19 protein-coding genes are annotated in these 20,007 nt (G+C 62.8%); 5 read left to right on the top strand and 14 right to left on the bottom strand.

From position 1 onward, the window contains the following. Positions 1 to 38: 38 nt before the first annotated feature. From AC1RGE_RS27485 to AC1RGE_RS27440, 10 genes are all read right to left on the bottom strand, one after another. Positions 39 to 1,226: an ATP phosphoribosyltransferase regulatory subunit gene (locus tag AC1RGE_RS27485; protein ID WP_011058942.1), complete on the bottom strand. Its 1,188-nt coding sequence runs from the start codon at positions 1,224 to 1,226 to the stop codon at positions 39 to 41. A 292-nt stretch (positions 1,227 to 1,518) separates the two neighbouring features. Beyond that, a complete protein-coding gene (hflC, locus tag AC1RGE_RS27480; RefSeq protein ID WP_011058941.1) occupies positions 1,519 to 2,388 on the bottom strand; it encodes a protease modulator HflC in 870 nt (289 codons plus the stop codon). Then, positions 2,388 to 3,566 carry an FtsH protease activity modulator HflK gene (gene hflK, locus AC1RGE_RS27475; RefSeq protein ID WP_011058940.1) on the bottom strand — a complete coding sequence of 393 codons (1,179 nt, stop codon included), beginning with the start codon at positions 3,564 to 3,566 and terminating at the stop codon, positions 2,388 to 2,390. Before hflK ends, hflC begins: the two co-directional genes overlap by 1 nt. Positions 3,567 to 3,662: 96 nt before the next feature. After that, the gene (gene hflX / locus AC1RGE_RS27470) at positions 3,663 to 4,964 is read right to left on the bottom strand and encodes a ribosome rescue GTPase HflX (RefSeq protein ID WP_011058939.1); all 1,302 of its coding nucleotides are present in this window, start codon (positions 4,962 to 4,964) and stop codon (positions 3,663 to 3,665) included. A gap of 12 nt (positions 4,965 to 4,976) precedes the next feature. After that, the gene (hfq, locus tag AC1RGE_RS27465; RefSeq protein WP_007921378.1) at positions 4,977 to 5,237 is read right to left on the bottom strand and encodes an RNA chaperone Hfq; all 261 of its coding nucleotides are present in this window, start codon (positions 5,235 to 5,237) and stop codon (positions 4,977 to 4,979) included. A gap of 92 nt (positions 5,238 to 5,329) precedes the next feature. Next, positions 5,330 to 6,301 (bottom strand): tRNA (adenosine(37)-N6)-dimethylallyltransferase MiaA, encoded by a 972-nt coding sequence (gene miaA / locus AC1RGE_RS27460; RefSeq protein ID WP_053148774.1) that lies wholly within the window; start codon positions 6,299 to 6,301, stop codon positions 5,330 to 5,332. Next, positions 6,301 to 8,211: a DNA mismatch repair endonuclease MutL gene (mutL, locus tag AC1RGE_RS27455; protein WP_015633938.1), complete on the bottom strand. Its 1,911-nt coding sequence runs from the start codon at positions 8,209 to 8,211 to the stop codon at positions 6,301 to 6,303. Before mutL ends, miaA begins: the two co-directional genes overlap by 1 nt. Further along, positions 8,208 to 9,635, bottom strand: coding sequence for an N-acetylmuramoyl-L-alanine amidase (locus tag AC1RGE_RS27450; RefSeq protein WP_198409248.1), 1,428 nt, complete (start codon positions 9,633 to 9,635; stop codon positions 8,208 to 8,210). The genes mutL and AC1RGE_RS27450 overlap by 4 nt, the downstream gene beginning before the upstream one ends. 3 nt (positions 9,636 to 9,638) lie before the next feature. Beyond that, complete coding sequence (gene tsaE, locus AC1RGE_RS27445; protein WP_011058935.1) at positions 9,639 to 10,109, bottom strand: tRNA (adenosine(37)-N6)-threonylcarbamoyltransferase complex ATPase subunit type 1 TsaE; 471 nt, start codon at positions 10,107 to 10,109, stop codon at positions 9,639 to 9,641. After that, complete coding sequence (locus AC1RGE_RS27440) at positions 10,097 to 10,957, bottom strand: NAD(P)H-hydrate dehydratase (protein WP_011058934.1); 861 nt, start codon at positions 10,955 to 10,957, stop codon at positions 10,097 to 10,099. The genes tsaE and AC1RGE_RS27440 overlap by 13 nt, the downstream gene beginning before the upstream one ends. Positions 10,958 to 11,020: 63 nt before the next feature. Between AC1RGE_RS27440 and queG the strand changes: the two genes are divergently transcribed. Next, on the top strand, positions 11,021 to 12,100 hold the full coding sequence (gene queG / locus AC1RGE_RS27435) for a tRNA epoxyqueuosine(34) reductase QueG (protein WP_011058933.1): 1,080 nt from the start codon (positions 11,021 to 11,023) through the stop codon (positions 12,098 to 12,100). Here the strand turns inward: queG and AC1RGE_RS27430 are convergent. Continuing rightward, on the bottom strand, positions 12,082 to 12,696 hold the full coding sequence (locus tag AC1RGE_RS27430) for a trimeric intracellular cation channel family protein (RefSeq protein ID WP_169893104.1): 615 nt from the start codon (positions 12,694 to 12,696) through the stop codon (positions 12,082 to 12,084). The two genes, queG and AC1RGE_RS27430, sit on opposite strands and share 19 nt — an antisense overlap. A gap of 117 nt (positions 12,697 to 12,813) precedes the next feature. After that, a complete protein-coding gene (orn, locus tag AC1RGE_RS27425; protein ID WP_011058931.1) occupies positions 12,814 to 13,356 on the bottom strand; it encodes an oligoribonuclease in 543 nt (180 codons plus the stop codon). 108 nt (positions 13,357 to 13,464) lie between these two features. Here orn and rsgA point away from each other — a divergent pair, with 108 nt between their 5' ends. Then, a complete protein-coding gene (gene rsgA / locus AC1RGE_RS27420) occupies positions 13,465 to 14,496 on the top strand; it encodes a small ribosomal subunit biogenesis GTPase RsgA (RefSeq protein WP_011058930.1) in 1,032 nt (343 codons plus the stop codon). Positions 14,497 to 14,548: 52 nt separating this feature from the next. Here the strand turns inward: rsgA and motB are convergent, their stop codons facing one another. Further along, positions 14,549 to 15,655, bottom strand: a complete 1,107-nt coding sequence (motB, locus tag AC1RGE_RS27415; RefSeq protein ID WP_123473056.1) for a flagellar motor protein MotB — start codon at positions 15,653 to 15,655, stop codon at positions 14,549 to 14,551. Between the two features lie 3 nt (positions 15,656 to 15,658). Beyond that, positions 15,659 to 16,510: a flagellar motor stator protein MotA gene (gene motA / locus AC1RGE_RS27410; RefSeq protein ID WP_011058928.1), complete on the bottom strand. Its 852-nt coding sequence runs from the start codon at positions 16,508 to 16,510 to the stop codon at positions 15,659 to 15,661. A gap of 166 nt (positions 16,511 to 16,676) precedes the next feature. Between motA and AC1RGE_RS27405 the strand changes: the two genes are divergently transcribed. The 3 genes from AC1RGE_RS27405 to asd are packed head-to-tail and all read left to right on the top strand — an operon-like array spanning position 16,677 to position 19,959. Next, complete coding sequence (locus AC1RGE_RS27405; RefSeq protein ID WP_011058927.1) at positions 16,677 to 18,215, top strand: HDOD domain-containing protein; 1,539 nt, start codon at positions 16,677 to 16,679, stop codon at positions 18,213 to 18,215. Positions 18,216 to 18,258: 43 nt separating this feature from the next. Beyond that, positions 18,259 to 19,074 (top strand): thiosulfate sulfurtransferase, encoded by an 816-nt coding sequence (gene rhdA / locus AC1RGE_RS27400; RefSeq protein ID WP_492585358.1) that lies wholly within the window; start codon positions 18,259 to 18,261, stop codon positions 19,072 to 19,074. Positions 19,075 to 19,092: 18 nt separating this feature from the next. Beyond that, the gene (gene asd, locus AC1RGE_RS27395) at positions 19,093 to 19,959 is read left to right on the top strand and encodes an archaetidylserine decarboxylase (RefSeq protein ID WP_011058925.1); all 867 of its coding nucleotides are present in this window, start codon (positions 19,093 to 19,095) and stop codon (positions 19,957 to 19,959) included. Positions 19,960 to 20,007: the final 48 nt, after the last annotated feature.

Raw genomic sequence — 20,007 nt, 5'->3', positions numbered from 1 at the left:
CGCGCAAACTTGGTGCCGGCAGCCGCCGGCAGGAAAACTCAAGAAGCCAGCGGCAATACTTGCCAAAGCCCATTCTGCTGAATCAATTGCCGGTCGCAGTCCGCTTCACGGGCGGCGGCCAAAGGCTGCCCAGGCAACGCCTGAACCACACGCTGACCCTCACTGCGCAAGCGGCAGACGGTCTGCCAGAGTGCCGCGTCAGTGTTGTCTGGCATCCAGATACCGCCAGACGGTAGCTCGACTTCAGCACGCCCCAGGGTCACCAGGGTTTTCAAATCGGTGGAGAAACCAGTCGCGGGACGGGCACGCCCGAAATCGGCGCCGATGTCATCGTAGCGCCCGCCCTGGGCGATGGATTGGCCCACGCCTGGAACAAATACCGCGAAGACCACACCGGTGTGGTAGTGATAGCCGCGCAACTCGCCAAGGTCGAAATACAGCGGCAAGTCCGGGAACCGCACGGACAGGCGCTCGGCAATGGTCAGCAATTCATCCAGCGCCAGCAGCACAGACGTCGGCGCACCGGCCAGGCGACGGCGGGCATCGCCCAGCACTTCGCGGCTGCCGCACAGGTCCACCAGGGAGCGCAACATGTCCGCCAGGTCGGCCGGCAGGCCTTCCGTCAGGCTGATGACCTCGTCGATCGCCTTGCGCTGCAGGGCATCGAACAGTTGCTGTTCAACAGCACCGGACAAGCCGGCGGCCTGTGCCAGGCCACGGTAGATGCCAACATGTCCCAGATCCATGTGCACATCGGGCACGTCGGCCAGTTGCAGCATGGCCAGCATCAGGCTGATGACTTCAACGTCGCTGCTCGGGCTGGCATCGCCATACAACTCGGCCCCCAGCTGGATCGGGCTGCGCGAGGACGACAAGGCACGCGGCTGCGCATGCAGCACACTGCCGGCGTAGCACAGGCGGCTCGGCCCTTCGCGGCGCAGGGTGTGGGCATCAATACGCGCCACCTGCGGCGTGATGTCGGCCCGAAACCCCATCTGCCGGCCCGACTGCGGGTCGATGACCTTGAAGGTACGCAGATCCAGATCCTGGCCTGCACCTGTCAACAGGGATTCCAGGTATTCGATATGGGGAGTGACGACGAACTCGTAACCCCAACTCTGAAACAGATCCAACACCTGACGACGCGCCACTTCGATGCGCGCCGCTTCCGGCGGCAATACTTCTTCGATGCCATCTGGCAGCAGCCAGCGGTCTACCGTTGCCATTACGCCATTCCCCTATGGTCCGGGCGGCAAGCCTGGGGCCAGCCTTAGAGTGAAGCAGAAAATAGTCGCATCCGACGCGAGCTCAGCCGGACAGGCAGCCAGGAATCAGCTGTACAGACCATTTTCCTCGAAAAATCTCGCCGGACTCTTGAACGAGCCACGGCCAATCAAAGATGCAGACGCAAAAAAGCCGGGAATTTCCCGGCTGCCGCATCATACACCCGTTTTCCCAAAGGATCACCCCGCGAGGCGTTTTAGCCGCCCGGCGGGGTGCTCCAGGGTCAGGGCCTGATCAAGGCTTGGACTTTTCCAGGTAGTGGAAGAAGTCGCTGCTTGGGTCCAGAACCATGACGTCGGATTTGTTCGCGAAGCTTTCACGGTAGGCACGCAGGCTACGGTAGAACGCGTAGAACTCCTGGTCCTGGCCGTAGGCCTTGGCATAGATCGCCGCTGCCTGGGCATCACCGTCACCGCGAGCCTCTTCAGACTCCCGATAGGCTTCAGCCAACAGCACGCGACGCTGACGATCGGCATCGGCACGGATGCCTTCCGCCAGTTCGTTACCCTTGGCCCGGTGCTCGCGAGCCTCACGCTCACGCTCGGTGCTCATGCGCTCGAACACGCTGCGGTTCACTTCCTTGGGCAGGTCGATGGCCTTGACCCGGACATCGACCACTTCGATACCCAGCTCCTTTTCCGCCATCTTGTTCAGCGACGCCGTGATATCCGCCATCAGCGCGTCACGCTCACCGGAAACCACTTCGTGCAGGGTGCGCTTACCGAACTGGTCACGCAGGCCCGACTCCAGGCGACGGGAAAGACGCTCGTCGGCAATCTGCTTGAGGCCGGAAGTCGCGGTGTAGAAACGCTCGGCATCCTTCACCCGCCACTTGGCGTAGGCATCCACCATCACGGCTTTCTTTTCCAGGGTCAGGAAGCGCTGCGTCGGTGCATCCAGGGTCATCAGGCGTGCGTCGAACTTACGCACCTGGTTCACGTAGGGCACTTTCACATGCAGGCCAGGCTGGACATCCGCCTGAACCACACGACCGAACTGCAGCAACACCGCACGCTCAGTCTGAGCGACGATGTAGAAGCTGTTCCAGGCAACCACCGCCACGACAACGCCCACGATCAGGGCGATCAGCGATTTATTGCTCATCAGCGAGTCTCCCTAGAACGCGTCTGCTGCTGTTGCTGCATATGGTCAGCCGCGGCGCGCGCATTCGCTTCATTGCTGGCCGCCGACGCTGCGCCCGTTACCGGAGCACTGCCGCTACGACCACTGTCGATCATCTTGTCCAGCGGCAGATAGAGCAGATTGTTCTGCCCGCCCTTGCTGCCAGTCACCAACACCTTGCTGGTGTTGCTGAAGACTTCCTGCATGGTGTCCAGGTACAGGCGCTGACGGGTGACTTCAGGAGCCTTGCGGTACTCGGCAACCAGTTTGGTGAAGCGATCTGCCTCACCCTTGGCCCGGGATACCACTTCGTCACGGTAACCGTTGGCATCCTCGAGGATGCGCTGGGCCTGACCACGGGCTTCCGGCACGACGCCGTTGGCATAGGTTTCAGCCTGGTTGCGCGAACGCTGTTCATCTTCACGGGCACGGATCACGTCATCGAAGGCTTCCTGTACTTCACGCGGTGCCGCTGCGCTCTGTACGTTCACCTGGGTCACGGTGATACCGGTGCGATAGTTGTCCAGGAAGCGTTGCAGACGCTCCTTGATCTCACTGGCCATCAATTCACGACCTTCGGTCAGCACCTGGTCCATGGCGGTGGAACCCACCACGTGACGCAGGGCGCTGTCGGTCGCATGCTGCAGGCTGATTTCCGGCTGATCGACGTTCAGCACGAAATCCTGCAGGTTGCTGATCTTGTACTGCACGGTCAGCGGCACTTCGACGATGTTCTCGTCCTCGGTGAGCATCTGGCCCTGCTTGGTGTAGGCACGCTCGCGCGTGACGTTTTCCATGTACTTGCGATCGATCGGCGGGAAGTAGATGTTCAGACCCGGGCCGACGGTTTCGTAGTATTTGCCGAAGCGCAGCACTACGGCCTGCTCCTGCTCGTCTACTACATACACCGCGCTGTACAGCCACACGGCAGCCAGCACGACAAGACCGATACCCAGCAGGCCGAAACCACCGCCCTTGCCGGAACTACCGCCGTCATCACCACGTTTCTTACCACCACCGAACAACCCATTCAGGCTTTCCTGCAGCTTACGGAAGGCCTCGTCGAGATCTGGTGGCCCCTTGCGATCGCCATTATTGCGGCGCTTACCACCCCAAGGGTCCTGATTATTCGAGTTGCCACCCGGCTCATTCCAAGCCATAGCGCTCTCCATCTGATAAAGCAAAGACGCACCCACGGCGCGCCGGCCAATGCTACAGAATGCCTGCTACAGCGGCACAACCGCTTGCCCAGGCTTTTATTGCAAAGTGTGTTGCTCGATGAATTCCGACGGCTGCATGCCTTCGCGACTGACCAGCCGGTTCAACTCGGCCCGTGGCAGGCGAACAGCAAGCAAGCTGACACCTTCGTCGTCGTGATCTTCTTTCTGCACAGCGTTCAACTGGAAAAACTGTGCTCGCAGTCGAGCAAAACGCTGAGGCAAGCGCAAGGTGCCTACAAACAAATCTTCACCCAGCAGCTCGGCGATGGCCTGCTTGAGCAGATCCAGCCCCTGGCCATCACGGGCCGACAGCCAGACCCGCTGCGGCTTGCCGTCGGGGTCGCGCTGGATCTGCGGCTCCACACCCTCGAGCAAATCGAGTTTGTTATAGACCTCCAGGATCGGCAAGTCTTGAGCCCCGATCTCCCCCAGCACCACCATAACCTGCTCGATCTGCGCCATGCGCTCGGGCTCATGGGCATCGATCACATGCAGCAGCAAATCGGAGTTGCTCGATTCTTCGAGGGTAGCCCGAAACGCCTCCACCAACTTGTGCGGCAAGTGGCGAATGAACCCCACGGTATCGGCCAGCACAATCGGCCCCAGGTCATCCAGCTCAAGCCGGCGCAGGGTGGGGTCGAGGGTGGCGAACAATTGGTCGGCAGCGAAAACATCGGACGCAGTGACCGCATTGAACAGCGTGGACTTGCCGGCGTTGGTGTAGCCCACCAGGGACACTGAAGGGATATCCGCACGCTTGCGGCCACGACGGGCCTGCTCACGCTGGCTGCGAACCTTCTCCAGGCGCGCCTTGATCTGCCGCAGACGCACTCGCAACAGGCGCCGGTCGGTTTCCAGCTGGGTTTCACCGGGCCCGCGCAGACCGATACCGCCTTTCTGCCGTTCAAGGTGAGTCCAGCCACGAACCAGACGGGTGCTCATGTGCTCAAGCTGGGCCAGTTCAACCTGGAGCTTGCCTTCATGGGTGCGCGCGCGCTGAGCGAAGATATCGAGAATCAGACCCGTGCGGTCGATCACGCGACACTCGAATACACGTTCGAGGTTACGTTCCTGACTGGGTGTGAGGATGTGATTGAAAATCACCAGGTCTACCTGTTCGGCTTTGACCAGGTCGCGTAACTCCTCGACCTTGCCGCTGCCAACCAGGTATTTGGCGGTTGGCCGATGACGCGGCACGCTAACAAACGCGACGGTCTCGGCGCCGGCCGATAATGCCAGCTCCTGAAACTCCTGCGGATCTTCGCGCGCCTCAGGGTCCTGACCATCCAAGTGAACGAGAATGGCCCGTTCACCACCACCGTGGCGCTCAAAGAACAAAGGAGACTCCTATCAGGCGTTACCTGGCTCAGCGTCACCCTGTTCGGATTCGGAAGCGCTAGGCAGGCGAATCGGGCGAACTGGAACCACTGTCGAGATAGCGTGCTTGTAAACCATTTGGCTGACGGTGTTCTTCAGCAGGATGACGAACTGGTCGAAAGACTCGATCGTACCTTGCAGCTTGATCCCGTTGACCAGATAGATGGAAACCCCAACCTTCTCTTTACGCAATGTATTCAAGTAAGGGTCTTGTAGCGAATGCCCTTTTGACATGTGCCGCACTCCTTTAAGGATCAATAATAAAAATCAGAAAACAGATGGCCAAAGCCGTCACACCCCCAAGGATAGACGGCAATTGCAAGGACTCAGCTCAATATGGAGATCGTCCCCAAGTATTTCAAGGCGCGTGGCAGATTGTCGCAATCCAGGCTGTCCAACCATTGCAGGTCAGCCCAACTACGTAACCAGGTGAACTGGCGTTTCGCCAATTGGCGCGTGGCAATGATGCCCCGCTCCTGCATTTCGGCTGACGTCAGCTTGCCATCCAGATGATCCCAGACTTGGCGGTAGCCCACTGCACGTATAGACGGCAACCCGGCATGCAGGTCACTTCTGGAACGCAGAGCTACGACCTCGTCAATGAATCCCTGTTCCAACATTTGTGTGAATCTTTGTGCAATACGCTGGTGCAGTACCTGGCGATTCGCCGGAGCGATGGCCAGATTGGCGACAGTATAGGGCAATTGACTGCGTCCCGATGCGCCTGCTTCAGTACTTTGCGCCAATTGACGCTGGCGATGGGCGGTCATTGTCAGGCCACTGACCCGATAGACCTCAAGCGCCCGGGTCAGACGCTGGGGGTCGTTGGGGTGGATCCGCGCCGCCGACTCGGGGTCCACCGCCGCCAGCTGGTCGTGCAGGGCCTGCCAGCCAAGGCGTGCAGCCTCGTCCTCCAGCTCGGCACGTACCTGCGGATCCGCCGCAGGCATGTCCGCCAGGCCTTCAAGCAGCGCCTTGTAATACAGCATGGTGCCGCCCACCAACAGCGGGATCTTGCCCCGGGCGGTGATATCGGCCATGGCCGCCAGCGCATCGGTACGGAAATCCGCCGCCGAGTAGCTCTCGGCAGGGTCGAGAATATCGATCAGGCGATGGGGAAACTGCGCCAGCAGTTCCCTGGAAGGCTTCGCGGTGCCAATGTCCATGCCGCGGTAGACCAGCGCCGAGTCGACACTGATCAGCTCGCAAGGCAGCACCTTGGTCAGTTCGATGGCCAGATCGGTCTTGCCCGCAGCGGTCGGGCCCATCAGGAAAATCGCTGGAGGAAGCTGGGTCATCAACGGCCGCGCAGAAAGAGTTTGTCCAGATCGTCCAGGCCCATTTGGGTCCAGGTCGGTCGACCGTGGTTGCATTGGCCACTGCGCTCGGTGTTTTCCATGTCCCGCAGCAAGGCGTTCATTTCCGGCAGGGCCAGGCGTCGATTGGCGCGGATCGCGCCGTGGCAGGCCATGGTGCCGAGCAGCTCATTGAGGTGGGCCTGGATCCGGTCACTGGTGCCGTACTCCATCAGGTCCGCCAGTACGTCGTGCACCAGGCGATTGGCTTCCGCCTGCTTCAACAATGCCGGGATCTGGCGGATCGCCAGGGATTCCGGGCCCAGGCGCTGCAGCTCGAAGCCCAGGCGCTGAAACCAGCTCATGTGTTCTTCAGCGCAATCGGCCTCACGCTGGCTGACGGCAATCGACTCCGGCACCAGCAGCGGCTGGCCGCTCAGGCCTTCGCTGGCCATGGCCACCTTCAAGCGCTCGTACATGATCCGCTCGTGAGCCGCGTGCATGTCCACCAGCACCAGACCCAGGGCGTTTTCCGCCAGGATGTAGATCCCCTTGAGCTGGGCCAGGGCATAGCCCAGGGGCGGAATGTCCTCCTGGCCGTCCGGCAAGGCCGCCGCCGGCGCCCCCGGCAACGGGGCAAAGAACTCGCGGTACACGCCCTGGCTCTCGGCGGCCGGCAACACTGGCTGTGGCCGTGGCGTGTACTGATATTGATAGCCACTGCCGGCTCCCGCGCCCGGCGCATTGAAGTTCGGCTGGGATTGGGGCTGCTCCAGAGCCAGGTTCGCGGCCAGGCGCATCTCACCCTGAGGCCCGAACTCACCGGCCTCGATACCTGTCGGGCGCACGATGCCGGCGACCGCCGCCGGCGCCGCCAACTGATCCTCGGGCCGCACATCACCCAGGGCCCGGTGCAAGGTGCCATAAAGGAAGTCGTGCACCATGCGCCCGTCACGGAAACGCACTTCGTGCTTGGTCGGGTGCACGTTGACGTCGACCACCGACGGGTCGACTTCGAAAAACAGAACAAAGGTCGGGTGTCGACCGTTGAACAGCACATCGCGATAAGCCTGGCGTACCGCGTGAGCCACCAGCTTGTCCCGTACTGCGCGACCGTTGACGTAGAAGTACTGCAGGTCCGCCTGGCTGCGGGAAAAGGTCGGCAAGCCCACCCAGCCCCACAGATGCAAGCCGTTGCGCTCGACTTCAATGGGCAACGCCTGCTCCAGGAAGCCCGAACCGCACACCGCCGCCACACGACGGGCACGAGCGGCGTCGTCCTTGGCCTCGTGCAGGCTGAGGATGCTCTTGCCGTTGTGCCGCAAGTGGAAGGCCACGTCGAAACGCGCCAGGGCCAGGCGCTTGATCACTTCCTGCAGGTGATCGAACTCGGTCTTTTCCGCCTTGAGGAACTTGCGTCGTGCCGGCGTATTGAAGAACAGGTCGCGGACTTCCACCGAAGTGCCTACCGGGTGCGCCGCCGGCTGCACCCTTGGTGCCATGTCCCGGCCTTCGGTTTCCACCTGCCAGGCCTGCTCGGCATCCCGGGTACGGGACGTAAGGGTCAGGCGCGCCACGGAGCTGATGGAAGCCAGGGCCTCGCCGCGAAACCCCAGGCTCATCACCCGCTCCAGGTCCTCCAGGTCGCGGATCTTGCTGGTGGCGTGCCGAGCCAGGGCCAGCGGCAAGTCGTCGGAGGAAATACCGCTACCGTCGTCACGTACCCGCAGCAGCTTGACCCCGGCCTGCTCCACATCCACATCGATGCGCTTGGCGCCGGAGTCCAGGCTGTTTTCCAACAGCTCCTTGATCACCGAAGCCGGGCGCTCGACCACCTCGCCCGCGGCAATCTGGTTGGCCAGGCGCGGGCTGAGCAGCTCGATGCGCGCGCTACTGATTACCGATTCACTCATTCCTTGGCCGCCAGTTCTGTACCGGGGATGGTCAACACCTGCCCCACTTTCAATTCATCGCTTTTCAGGTTGTTGGCACTGCGTAGCGTGGCCGCGGAGACCTGATAGCGCACGGCGATCATGGCCAGGGTTTCCCCCGGATTGACCCGGTGATCACGCGGCCCCTGGGCGATCTTCCCGGAATCGCGCAGCCAGGCAATATAGGTGCCCGGTGGCGGGTTCTGCTGGAAGAACTGCCGCACGCCGCTGCTGATGGAACGCGCCAGGGCCTGCTGATGGCTGGCGGTGGCCAGCTTCGAGGCCTCGTTGGAGTTGGAGATAAAGCCGGTTTCCACCAGGATCGACGGAATATCCGGAGATTTGAGCACCATGAACCCGGCCTGCTCCACCCGCTGTTTATGCAACGGAGTCACCCGGCCGATGTTGTTCAGGACTTTCTGCCCGACATTCAGACTGGAGGTCAGGGACGCTGTCATCGACAGGTCCAGCAGCACCCCGGCCAGCATCCGGTCCTTGTCATCCAGGCTGACGTTGCCAGCCCCGCCGATCAGGTCGGAACGGTTCTCGCTGTCCGCCAGCCAGCGCGCGGTTTCCGACGTGGCACCACGTTCAGACAAGGCAAACACCGACGCGCCAAAGGCCGCGGCCGAAGGCGCAGCGTCGGCATGGATCGAGACGAACAGGTCGGCGCCCTTCTTGCGGGCGATCTCGGTACGACCGCGCAATGGAATGAAGTAGTCGCCAGTACGGGTCAGCTCGGCGCGGAAACCCTTGAGGCCATTGACCTGACGTTGCAATTCGCGAGCAATGGCCAGCACCACGTCTTTTTCATGCTGCCCGCGGGAGCCGGAGGCACCCGGGTCTTCGCCGCCGTGGCCGGCATCGATCACCACAATGATGTCGCGCTTGCCCGCCGGGGCTGGCGGCAGCTTGATCGCCGGCTCCGCCGGAGTGACGGGCACTGCTGGGACAGTGGCCACAGTAGGTGGCGGCGCAGCAGGTGGCGCGGCGTCAGCCGGGTTGTCGAACAGATCGACCACCAGGCGATTGCCGTACTGAGCGTTGGGCGCCAGGGTGAAACTCTTCGGCGTGACGGCCTTTTTCAGGTCGATGACCACCCGCAGGTCACTGGGCGTGCGCTGTGCCGAGCGCATGGCGGTAATCGGTGTATTGGCCGTGGCGACGTTCAGCGGACCGCCAAGGGTCGCGCCATTGATATCGATCACCAGACGATCCGGGGCCGTCAGGGTAAAGACGCTGTGCTGAACAGGGCCGGACAGGTCGAATACCAGTCGCGTGTTATCCGGTGCCCGCCACAGGCGGACGCTGCGAACCTGTGTAGCGGCCACAGCATCGACGGCCAATGCCGTAAGCAACAGTCCTACGACAGCAACCAACGCGCGAATGCGCATACCTAACCCCATCAATTATTTGAATTCCAACGCCAAAGCGGCACACCAGGACTCGCCACGCGAGCCTTGAGACAACAGATGCACAGAACGCCCATTGTTATGCGGGGTAATGGTAATGGTCAGGTCAGGCTTTGGCAAAAAGCCTGCACCACGCTGGGGCCACTCCAGCAGGCACAGAGCATCGCCCTCGAAGTAGTCGCGAATCCCCAGGAACTCCAGCTCCTCAGGATCCACCAGACGGTACAGGTCGAAGTGGAAAGCCCGCACCGAGCCGATCTCGTACGGTTCGACCAGGGTAAAGGTCGGGCTCTTCACTGCCCCCGCGTGCCCCAGGCCACGGATGATCCCTCGCGACAAGGTGGTTTTGCCCGCTCCCAGGTCACCCTCGAGGAAGATCACCCCCACGCCTTGGGTCACCTGGGCAATACGTGCACCAAATTCCACCATGGCCGGTTCGTCGGCCAGAAAAAGGGTTAACTCAGACACGGTGATTGTTCCTCCAACAACTGACGAATGGCTGGAATCAGATCACTGGCCGCCAGCCCTCGGCCTAATTTGCCTTGCTGCTCGCCCGCGCTGGCATGCAGCCAGACCGCCAGGCAGGCGGCATCGAATGCCGACAAGCCTTGCGCCAGCAAGGCGCCGATCAGGCCAGCCAGCACATCACCCAAGCCTGCCGTGGCCATCGCCGGATGCCCTACGTCACAGCGGGCCAGCCGCCCATCGGCAGTGGCGATCAGGCTACCGGCCCCCTTGAGTACCGCAACCGCTGCGTATTTTTTGCTCAACGCCAGGGCCGCTGCAGGGCGATCCGCCTGCACCTCGGCGCTGGAGATACCCAGCAGCCGCGCCGCCTCTCCCGGATGGGGAGTGATGACACTCGCGGCAGGCAGTTGCAGCCCGCCCTCGGCCAGCAGGTTCAAGGCATCGGCATCCCACACCTGGGGCAACGGCGCATTGGCCGCCGCCGACAGCAGACTGCGCCCCCAGGCGCCCTGCCCCAACCCCGGCCCGACCACCAGCACCGTGGCCCGAGCCAGCAACCCCATCAACTGGTTGGCCGAATGAGTGCCCTGGGTCATGACCTCCGGCAAGCGCGCCGCAGCGGCAGCCACATGCTCACTGCGGGTCGCCAGGGACACCAGCCCCGCGCCACTGCGCAAGGCACTTTCCGCACTCAGCAAGGCGGCGCCGGCAAAACCTCGATCGCCCCCAATCAGCAACAGGTGGCCGAACTGACCCTTGTGGGCATCGCGAAGTCGCCCATTCAGATGTGGCAAATGGCCAGAAGTCAGCAACTGAACGTCAGGTAGAGGGTGTTTTGTCTGCGGCATGCGTCTTCGAGCTCCGATGTCTGGCAGAATTATACGCACCTCAGCCCCGGTTTCTCTCGCCTCATGCCCGCTATTACCCAGGATCTTCCCGCTCTCGCCCAATCGATCAAGGACTGGGGCCGCGAACTGGGCTTTCAACAAGTCGGCATCAGCGGCCTGGACCTGGCCGAGCATGAGCAGCACCTGGAACGCTGGCTCGCCGCCGGCTACCACGGCGAGATGGAATACATGGGCGCCCACGGCAGCAAGCGCTCCCATCCCGACCAGTTGGTGCCTGGCACCCTGCGGGTGGTTTCGCTGCGCATGGACTACCTGCCCGGCGACACCCAGATGGCCCAGCGCCTGGCCCAGCCTTCCAAGGCCTATGTTTCGCGCTATGCCCTGGGGCGCGATTATCACAAGCTGATCCGCAAGCGCGTACAGCAACTGGCCGAGCGCATCCAGCAAGCCATCGGCCCCTTTGGCTACCGCGCCTTCGTCGATAGCGCTCCGGTGCTGGAAAAAGCCATCGCCGAACAGGCCGGGCTCGGCTGGATCGGCAAGAACACCCTGGTGCTGAATCGCAAAGCCGGCAGCTACTTCTTCCTCAGCGAACTGTTCGTCGACCTGCCCCTGCCGGTGGACGCGCCCCACGCCACGGAACACTGCGGCCGCTGCACCGCCTGCCTGGACATCTGCCCGACCAACGCCTTCGTCGGCCCCTATGTGCTGGATGCCCGACGCTGCATTTCCTACCTGACCATCGAGCTCAAAAGCGCCATCCCCGAAGACCTGCGCCCGCTGATCGGCAACCGGGTATTCGGTTGCGATGACTGCCAGATCGTCTGCCCCTGGAATCGCTTCGCCCGCTCAACGGCCGAGGGCGACTTCAAGCCCCGGCACAACCTGGACAATGCCGAACTGGCAGAGCTGTTCATGTGGGACGAGGACAAATTCCTCAGCAATACCGAAGGTTCACCCTTGCGCCGCGCCGGCTACGAGCGCTGGCTACGCAACCTGGCGGTGGGCCTGGGCAACGCACCCTCTAGCATTCCGGTGCTGGAAGCCCTCAAGGCCCGCCAGGACTACCCCTCGGAACTGGTTCGCGAACATGTGCAATGGGCCCTGGACCAGCACGCCAACCGTCAGTGTTCGTCGTTGTAGACGAACTTGGGCATTTCCCAGTGAAAACGGATCGCCAGCAGGCGCAATAGAAAGCCGCCGAACAGGGTGACCAGGATCGACTGCTCGCTGGGCAGTTGCAGGTAGATGCACAGCATGTAGCACCAGGCCGCGGCGAAGGACACGCTGGCGTACAGCTCGCGGCGAAAGATCAGCGGGATATCGTTGCAGAAGATGTCCCTGAGGATGCCGCCAAAGACCCCGGTGATCACCCCGCTGACTGAAGCCACCAGCATGCCGTGGCCCATTTCCAGGGCAGTCATGCAGCCGATCAGGGTAAAGGCCACCAGGCCCACGGCGTCGAGCACCAGAAACAGCGAGCGCAGGTGACGCATCAAGGGCGCGATGAAGATCGTCACCAACGCCGCCACCGACGTCAGCACCAGATATTCCGGGTGCTTGACCCAGGTCAGCGGGTAGTGGCCCAGCAGCACATCACGCACCGAACCGCCGCCGAGTGCGGTGACGCAGGCAATCAGCACCACACCGAACCAGTCCATGCCGCGCCGGCCGGCAGACAGGGCGCCGGTCATGGCTTCGGCGGTAATGGCAATCAGATAAAGCATCAACAGCATGATGGCGGTCCTTGCAGGAAGGCGCGCAGTCTACTCAGTTGAAGCGGGCACCAAAAGGGGGCGGGTGCGGGCGCCGAGTCGCAGCGAGCGCCCGTTAGCCGGCAAGCCGGCGCCTGCGGGTCAGAACTTGATGAAGTGCTTGCGGTAGTGCTGGAGCTCGGCAATGGACTCGCGAATATCGTCCAGGGCCAGGTGGGTGCTGCCTTTCTTGAAGCTGTCGCGCACGTCCGGCGCCCAGCGGGCGGCCAGTTCCTTGAGGGTCGAGACGTCCAGGTTGCGGTAGTGGAAGTAGCTTTCCAGAGCCTTCATGTGGCGGTACAGGAAGCGCCGGTCCTGGCAGATGCTGTTGCCGCAGATCGGCGATTTGCCCTTGGGTACCCACTGCTCCAGGAAGGCAATGGTCTGGGCTTCTGCTTCGGCCATGCTGATGCGGCTTTCGCGAACCCGCTGGGTCAGACCGGAACCGCCGTGCTGGCGGGTGTTCCATTCATCCATGCCGGCGAGGATCTCGTCGCTCTGGTGGATGGCAATGACCGGTCCTTCAGCCAAGGTGTTGAGGTTGCTGTCAGTGACAATGGTGGCCATCTCGATGATGACGTCGGTGTCAGGGTTCAGACCGGTCATTTCCAGGTCGATCCAAATCAGGTTCTGCGGGTTTTGCATGGGTGGGCTCCTCGGCGTAGTTGCGCAGTTTAGCCTAGAGGGCCTGCCCGGCGTGCTAAACTCGCCGCCGTTTTACCTATCCGCCGTAATTATCGACACGGAACACCAATGGCCAAACGCCAGCTCAATCGCCGCCAAAACTGGCGCATCGAAAAGATCCAGGGTGAGCGCGCCGCCCGCGCCGCCAAACGCGAGTCCTCTGCCGTCGAGGCGCTGGAAGGTGGCGACCTGGGCCCGGAACAGACCGGCCTGGTCATCGCCCACTTCGGCGTCCAGGTCGAAGTCGAGGCTCGCGAAGGCGAAACGGCCGGCCAGGTGTTCCGCTGCTACCTGCGGGCCAACCTGCCGGCCCTGGTGACCGGCGACCAGGTGGTCTGGCGCGCCGGCAACCAGGGCATCGGGGTGATCGTCGCGCAACTGCCGCGCAGCACCGAGCTGTGCCGCCCGGACAGCCGCGGCCAACTCAAGCCGGTGGCCGCCAACGTCGACATGATCGTGATCGTGTTTGCGCCCATGCCCGAGCCCCACGCCAACCTGATCGACCGCTACCTGGTAGCCGCCGAGCATGCTGGAATCCGGCCGTTGCTGCTGCTGAACAAGGCCGACCTGATCGATGAGCAGAACGCCCCTGCGCTCAACGCCCTGCTCGCGGTCTACCGCCAGCTGGGCTACCCGCTGCTGGAGGTCTCGGCTCATCACGGCGACGGCATGGAGCAGTTGCAAGCCCTGCTGGACGGGCGCATCAGTGTATTCGTCGGCCAGTCGGGGGTGGGCAAGTCGTCCCTGGTCAACAGCCTGCTGCCGGAAGTCGAAACCCGCGTCGGCCCGCTGTCGGAGTTCTCCGGCCAGGGCACTCACACCACCACGACCGCGCGCCTATTCCACTTCCCCGGTGGCGGTGAGCTGATCGACTCCCCCGGTATCCGTGAGTTCGGCCTCGGCCATGTCAGCCGCGCCGATGTCGAGGCCGGGTTCATCGAGTTCAATGACTTGCTGGGCACCTGCCGCTTCCGCGATTGCAAGCACGATCGCGAGCCGGGCTGTGCCTTGCTCAAGGCCCTGGAAGACGGGCGCATCCAGCAGCAACGGATGAACAGCTACCGCTCGATCCTCGCCAGCCTGCCAGACAACAGTTACTGATTGACCTGACCCAGATACGACAAGGCCGCGATCTTCGCGGCCTTGTCGTTTGTCACTTCGCCGTGCCCGGCGTAGCGGGCGGCGTCACCGGAGCAGTGGGAGCCGGAGCCGGAGCCGGAGCGGAAGACTGGCCCGCCGCACCCTGCTCGTCCATCTTCAGCACACCGTCCTCGAAGATATTCATACGTTGACGCACCTCGTGCGCCGGCAGCGGTTCGCTACCGGGCGGCAAGGCATTCGGGTCGGCTGCCGCCCCCGGTACTTCACCGGGAGCACCGCTACCCTGGGTCGGTACCGGAGCATTGGGATCGGTCTGCTCACCCTCGATGGCACGCTGGGCCTTCTTGGTCAGCACGACGATATCGATGCGCCGGTTGACCGGGTTGAACGGGTCCTTGCGATCGAATAGCGCCGACGAAGCAAAGCCCACCACACGCGCAACTTGCGGATCAGGATAACCACCCGCCACCAGCGCCCGACGCGCAGCGTTGGCCCGGTTGGCCGACAGTTCCCAGTTGCCGAAGTCGCCAGTGCCCGAATAGGGCTTGGCGTCGGTGTGACCGCTGATGCTGATCTTGTTCGGCACGGTCTTGATGGTGTCGGCCATGGCCAGCAGGATGTCTTCGAAATACGGCTTCAGACGTGCACTGCCAGAGTCGAACATCGGCCGGTTCTCAGCGTCCATGATCTGGATCCGCAAGCCGTCCGGGGTGATCTCGAAGAGGATCTGGTCCTTGAACTTCTGCAGTTGCGGGTTTTCTTCAACCTTGTTCTGCAACTCTTGCAACAGCAACTCGAGACGCTCGCGCTCGACCTGCTCGGCCATGCCCTCCACCTGGTCGGCATCCACCGTGACCTTGTCCGGTTGTGGCTGGGACTTGATCTCGGGGTTGAGGGTGTTGTCCGGCGCCAGCTCAGGGGAGCCGCCCAGGTCGATGATGTAGGGCGTACCGCTTTCCGAGAAGCCGATCGGATCCTTGAAGTAACCGGCGATGGCGATCTTCTGTTCCGGGGTGGCCGTGGACAGCAGCCACAACACTAGGAAGAACGCCATCATCGCCGTGGCGAAGTCGGCGAAGGCGATTTTCCAGGCGCCCCCGTGATGTCCGCCAGCGAAGCGCTTGACGCGCTTGATGATAATCGGCTGATTATTTTCCATGACTTAGCGACCGCGAACCGCTTGTTCCAGCTCGGCGAAGCTAGGACGGTGCGCCGGGTACAGAACCTTGCGCCCAAACTCCACGGCCAGGGACGGCGGCATGCCGGAAGCCGAGGCCACCAGCGACGCCTTGATGGCTTCGTAGACGTTCAGTTCTTCCTTGGCGTCGTGGGCCAGGGAGTGGGCCAGCGGGCCGAAGAAGCCATAGGCCGCGAGAATACCGAAGAAGGTACCCACCAGCGCCGCACCTACGTGCAGGCCGATGGACTTCTGGTCGCCATCGCCCAGGGAAGCCATGGTCACCACGATCCCCAATACCGCCGCGACGATACCGAAACCGGGCATGCCGTCGGCAATCCCGTTGACCGCATGGGATGGATGCTCAAGGTCTTCCTTGAGGCTGAACAGCTCCATGTCGAACAGGCCTTCCAGCTCGTGGGGAGCCATGTTGCCGGAGGACATGATGCGCAGATAGTCACAGACGAAGGCGGTCATGCGTTCATCTTTGAGCACCGCAGGGTACTTGGCGAAAATCGGGCTGGCCGCGGCGTCCTCGATATCGCCTTCGATGGCCATCATGCCTTCGCGACGACTCTTGTTGAGGATCTCGTAGATCAGGCCCAGCACTTCCAGGTAGAAGGTGTGGGTGAAGCGCGAGCTGAACATGCCCAGGGATTTCTTGACGACGTGCATCGTCATGTAGCCCGGGTTGGCCTGGAGGAATGCGCCAAAGGCTGCGCCGCCGATGATCAGCACTTCGAAAGGCTGGATCAGTGCCGCGATTTTGCCGTGGGAAAGCACGTATCCGCCGAGCACGCTCGCGAATACGACGATGATGCCGATAATTTTAGCCATAGGTAGGGGAGTACTTATTGAGTCGGGTTCAAGGTCATATTCGGAAGTTCTTAAAACTCTTCTTCTACTTATCGGCAAAACTGCGCCAGACTATAGCCAGTTAAGGCGAAAAGCCAGTTTGGCCCGCTCTGGGCGTGTTCACAGCAGACGATGATTGCGCCCGACCATGTCTAATGAAACCAGCGTCCCACATTCTCCGCCCGCCTCTCTCGACGCCTGGGTAAAGCTCCTCAATGGCGTGCGCCTGCCGGTGCCCCAGGCCAGCCATGACCGGGTCTGCCGCGCCATTGCCAACAACCGCAGCTCGCTGCGGGAGATTGTCGATCTGATGCAAAACAGCCCGGCACTGGCCTTGAGCGTGATCCGCGAAGCCAACCGGCATTCCCACGGCAGCATGAGCGAACCGGCGGAAAACCTGGAGATCGCGGTCAACCGCCTGGGCCTCAAGCGTACCGAGGAGTTGCTCGAGCAACTGCCGACGCTGCCTGAAGAGCAGATCCCCCAGGCATTGCGCCAGTTCCAGCTGATCAGCCAGCACGCCAGCCAGCAAGCCAATGGCTTCTTTGCCGGACGCCTGGCGCGACTCTGGCAGGACATCCACTGGGGCAGCCTGCTGTTTCTCTCGCCGCTGTGGGCCATGGCCCTGGTCTATCCCAAGCTGCTGGAAGAGTGGGAACTGCGGGTCATCTACAAGCACGAATCCGCACACGACGTTGAACTGCAACTGTTCGGAGTGCGGCTGATGGAAATGTGCCAGGCCCTGGTCCTGGCCTGGCACCTGCCGATCTGGGTCCAGCAGGGCTATCGCCTGCTGACCCAGGAGCAGCACCTGCTGGCCAAGGTCATGCTGATTGCCCGCGACAGCGACAACCCGCTGCGCCAGCAACAACGCCTGGACGCTGAACCGGATCTGCGGCGCTGGCTGAACCAGCCGGCCAACACTGTGTTGCTGGCCAACGGCCTGGCGCTGGCGGCGCAACAGTCCTGGAACAGTCCCCATGGCCGGCGCTGGCAGAACCTTACCGCTCTTTATCTGCAGATCCCCCTGGACCAGGTCCAGCAACAGTTGCACCAACAGGCAGCACAAAGCGCCCGCAACGACACCCAGCCCGATCTCTGGCACCCGGCCCAGGCCCTGCTCTGGCCTTGGGATGCCCGACGCCTGCATCACGGCGAGCAACCAGCCCCGGCGCCCACCGCACTGGAACTGGCCAAGTGGCGCAAGCTCTGCGGCGAACTGTTGCTGGACCCCAGCCCCTTTACCAACGCCGTGCACCTTACCGGCTTTGCCCGGGATGCCCTGGCGGCATGCGGCATGCATCGGGTCATGCTGCTGATGGTCGATCGCAGCCTGAGCCACCTGCGAGTGCAACAGCTTTACGGCCTGCCCAGGGAAGCGGCCAGCCTGACCCTGCAGGCCAAGCAGAGCCCGCTGTTGCAACGCCTGCTGGAAAAATCCGCGCAGATCCGCCTGACCCCGGCCAACCGGGCCCAGTTCGCCCCTCACCTGCCAAGCTCGCTGCGCCAGCTGTTTCGCGGCGAACACCTGCTGATCCGCTCACTGTCGTGCAATGGCCGGGTACTGATGCTGGCGATCGCCGACCAGGGCGGCGTGCCGTTCTCGGAAATCAGCGTCCAGGCCTTCGGCAAGACCGCCCAGTGCATCGAAAAAGCCTTGCACAGCTTTACCAACCGCAGCCAATGACGCTTGCGCTACAATCCTTCCCTTTGCGCCCTGGGGACCTGACATGTCTGACTTCTCTGGCTTGCCGCTGGTCATTGAACCGAGCGACCTGCTCGCCCGCCTGAACGCCCGCGAACTGATCCTGGTCGACCTGACCAGCGCTGCCCGCTATGCAACCGGGCATATTCCCGGGGCGCGCTTCGTCGACCCCAAGCACACTCAGCTGGGCCAGGCGCCGGCTCCCGGGCTGCTGCCGCCGCAAGCGGCGCTTGAAACGCTGTTCGGCGAACTCGGGCACAACCCGGACGCGGTCTATGTGGTCTACGACGATGAAGGCGGTGGCTGGGCCGGGCGCTTCATCTGGCTGCTGGACGTGATCGGCCACCACCGCTACCACTACCTCGACGGCGGCCTGCCGGCCTGGCTGGCGGAAGGCCTGCCCGTGTCTACCGAAGTCCCGGCCGCGGTCGGCGGCCCCGTGGCGCTGGCCCTGCATGACGAGCCCACCGCCACCCGCGAATACCTGCAAAGCCGTCTCGGCGCGGCGGACCTGGTGATCTGGGACGCCCGCGGACCGCTGGAGTACTCCGGCGAAAAAGTCCTGGCAGCCAAGGGCGGGCATATCCCCGGCGCGGTGAATTTCGAATGGACCGCCGGCATGGATCAGGCACGCCACCTGCGCATCCGCCGCGACATGCCACAGATCCTTGCGGACCTGGGCATCAGCAAAGACAAAGAAGTGATCACCCACTGCCAGACCCACCATCGCTCCGGCTTCACCTATCTGGTGGCCAAGGCGCTGGGCTACCCACGGGTCAAGGGCTACGCCGGCTCCTGGGGCGAATGGGGCAATCATCCCGATACGCCCGTAGAGATTTAAGGTTTTTAAGGACACCCAATGAAAAAGCGTTTGTTCATCATCAGCCAGTACCTGCTGCCTCATCACCTGCTGTCGCGCCTGGCCGGCTGCATTGCCGAGTGCCGCGTGCGCTGGTTCAAGAATGCCTTCACCCGCTGGTTCGCCAAGCAGTATCAAGTGGATATGTCCGAGGCCCAGGTCGAGGACGTGACCGCCTACGAGCACTTCAACGCCTTCTTCACCCGCGCCCTCAAAGACGGCGCGCGGCCGCTGGACCCGACCCCGGGCGCGGTGCTCAGCCCTGCCGACGGCGCGGTCAGCCAACTGGGCCCGATCGAACACGGCCGAGTGTTCCAGGCCAAGGGCCACAGCTACAGCGTGCTGGAACTGCTGGGCGGTGACCCGGCCCTGGCACAGCCGTTCATGGGGGGCGACTTTGCCACCATCTACCTCTCCCCCAAGGACTACCACCGGGTGCACATGCCCCTGGCCGGCACCCTGCGGGAAATGGTCTATGTGCCGGGCCGGATCTTCTCGGTCAACCAGACTACCGCTGAAAACGTACCCGAGCTGTTCGCACGCAACGAGCGCGTGGTGTGCATCTTCGATACCGAGCGCGGCCCGATGGCGCTGGTGCTGGTGGGCGCGATGATCGTCGCTTCGATCGAAACCGTCTGGGCCGGCCTGGTAACGCCGCCCAAGCGCGAACTCAAGACCGTACGCTACGACGAAGCCGCCCGCGCTCCGATCCACCTGGAGAAAGGCGCCGAAATGGGCCGCTTCAAGCTGGGCTCCACGGCCATCGTGCTGTTTGGCCCGGACCAGGTGCAGTGGGCCCAAGAGCTGGCTGCCGGCTCGCCCGTACGGATGGGCCAGGGCCTGGGCCTGGGCCTGCCCAAGGCTTGAGGCCTGAATGCCGGACATAAAAAACGCCGCTGATCAGCGGCGTTTTTT

The sequence above is a fragment of the Pseudomonas sp. GW823-FHT02C05 genome (genome assembly GCF_058797595.1).
This window is presented reverse-complemented; position numbering and strand designations above follow the sequence as displayed.

Bases quoted from the DNA above. Each gene is read 5' to 3' on its own strand.
- AC1RGE_RS27485 (WP_011058942.1), bottom strand. From the start codon at position 1,226: ATGGCAACGGTAGACCGCTGGCTGCTGCCAGATGGCATCGAAGAAGTA.
- hflC (WP_011058941.1), bottom strand. From the start codon at position 2,388: ATGAGCAATAAATCGCTGATCGCCCTGATCGTGGGCGTTGTCGTGGCG.
- hflK (WP_011058940.1), bottom strand. From the start codon at position 3,566: ATGGCTTGGAATGAGCCGGGTGGCAACTCGAATAATCAGGACCCTTGG.
- hfq (WP_007921378.1), bottom strand. From the start codon at position 5,237: ATGTCAAAAGGGCATTCGCTACAAGACCCTTACTTGAATACATTGCGT.
- miaA (WP_053148774.1), bottom strand. From the start codon at position 6,301: ATGACCCAGCTTCCTCCAGCGATTTTCCTGATGGGCCCGACCGCTGCG.
- mutL (WP_015633938.1), bottom strand. From the start codon at position 8,211: ATGAGTGAATCGGTAATCAGTAGCGCGCGCATCGAGCTGCTCAGCCCG.
- AC1RGE_RS27450 (WP_198409248.1), bottom strand. From the start codon at position 9,635: ATGGGGTTAGGTATGCGCATTCGCGCGTTGGTTGCTGTCGTAGGACTG.
- AC1RGE_RS27440 (WP_011058934.1), bottom strand. From the start codon at position 10,957: ATGCCGCAGACAAAACACCCTCTACCTGACGTTCAGTTGCTGACTTCT.
- queG (WP_011058933.1), top strand. From the start codon at position 11,021: ATGCCCGCTATTACCCAGGATCTTCCCGCTCTCGCCCAATCGATCAAG.
- orn (WP_011058931.1), bottom strand. From the start codon at position 13,356: ATGCAAAACCCGCAGAACCTGATTTGGATCGACCTGGAAATGACCGGT.
- rsgA (WP_011058930.1), top strand. From the start codon at position 13,465: ATGGCCAAACGCCAGCTCAATCGCCGCCAAAACTGGCGCATCGAAAAG.
- motB (WP_123473056.1), bottom strand. From the start codon at position 15,655: ATGGAAAATAATCAGCCGATTATCATCAAGCGCGTCAAGCGCTTCGCT.
- motA (WP_011058928.1), bottom strand. From the start codon at position 16,510: ATGGCTAAAATTATCGGCATCATCGTCGTATTCGCGAGCGTGCTCGGC.
- AC1RGE_RS27405 (WP_011058927.1), top strand. From the start codon at position 16,677: ATGTCTAATGAAACCAGCGTCCCACATTCTCCGCCCGCCTCTCTCGAC.
- rhdA (WP_492585358.1), top strand. From the start codon at position 18,259: ATGTCTGACTTCTCTGGCTTGCCGCTGGTCATTGAACCGAGCGACCTG.
- asd (WP_011058925.1), top strand. From the start codon at position 19,093: ATGAAAAAGCGTTTGTTCATCATCAGCCAGTACCTGCTGCCTCATCAC.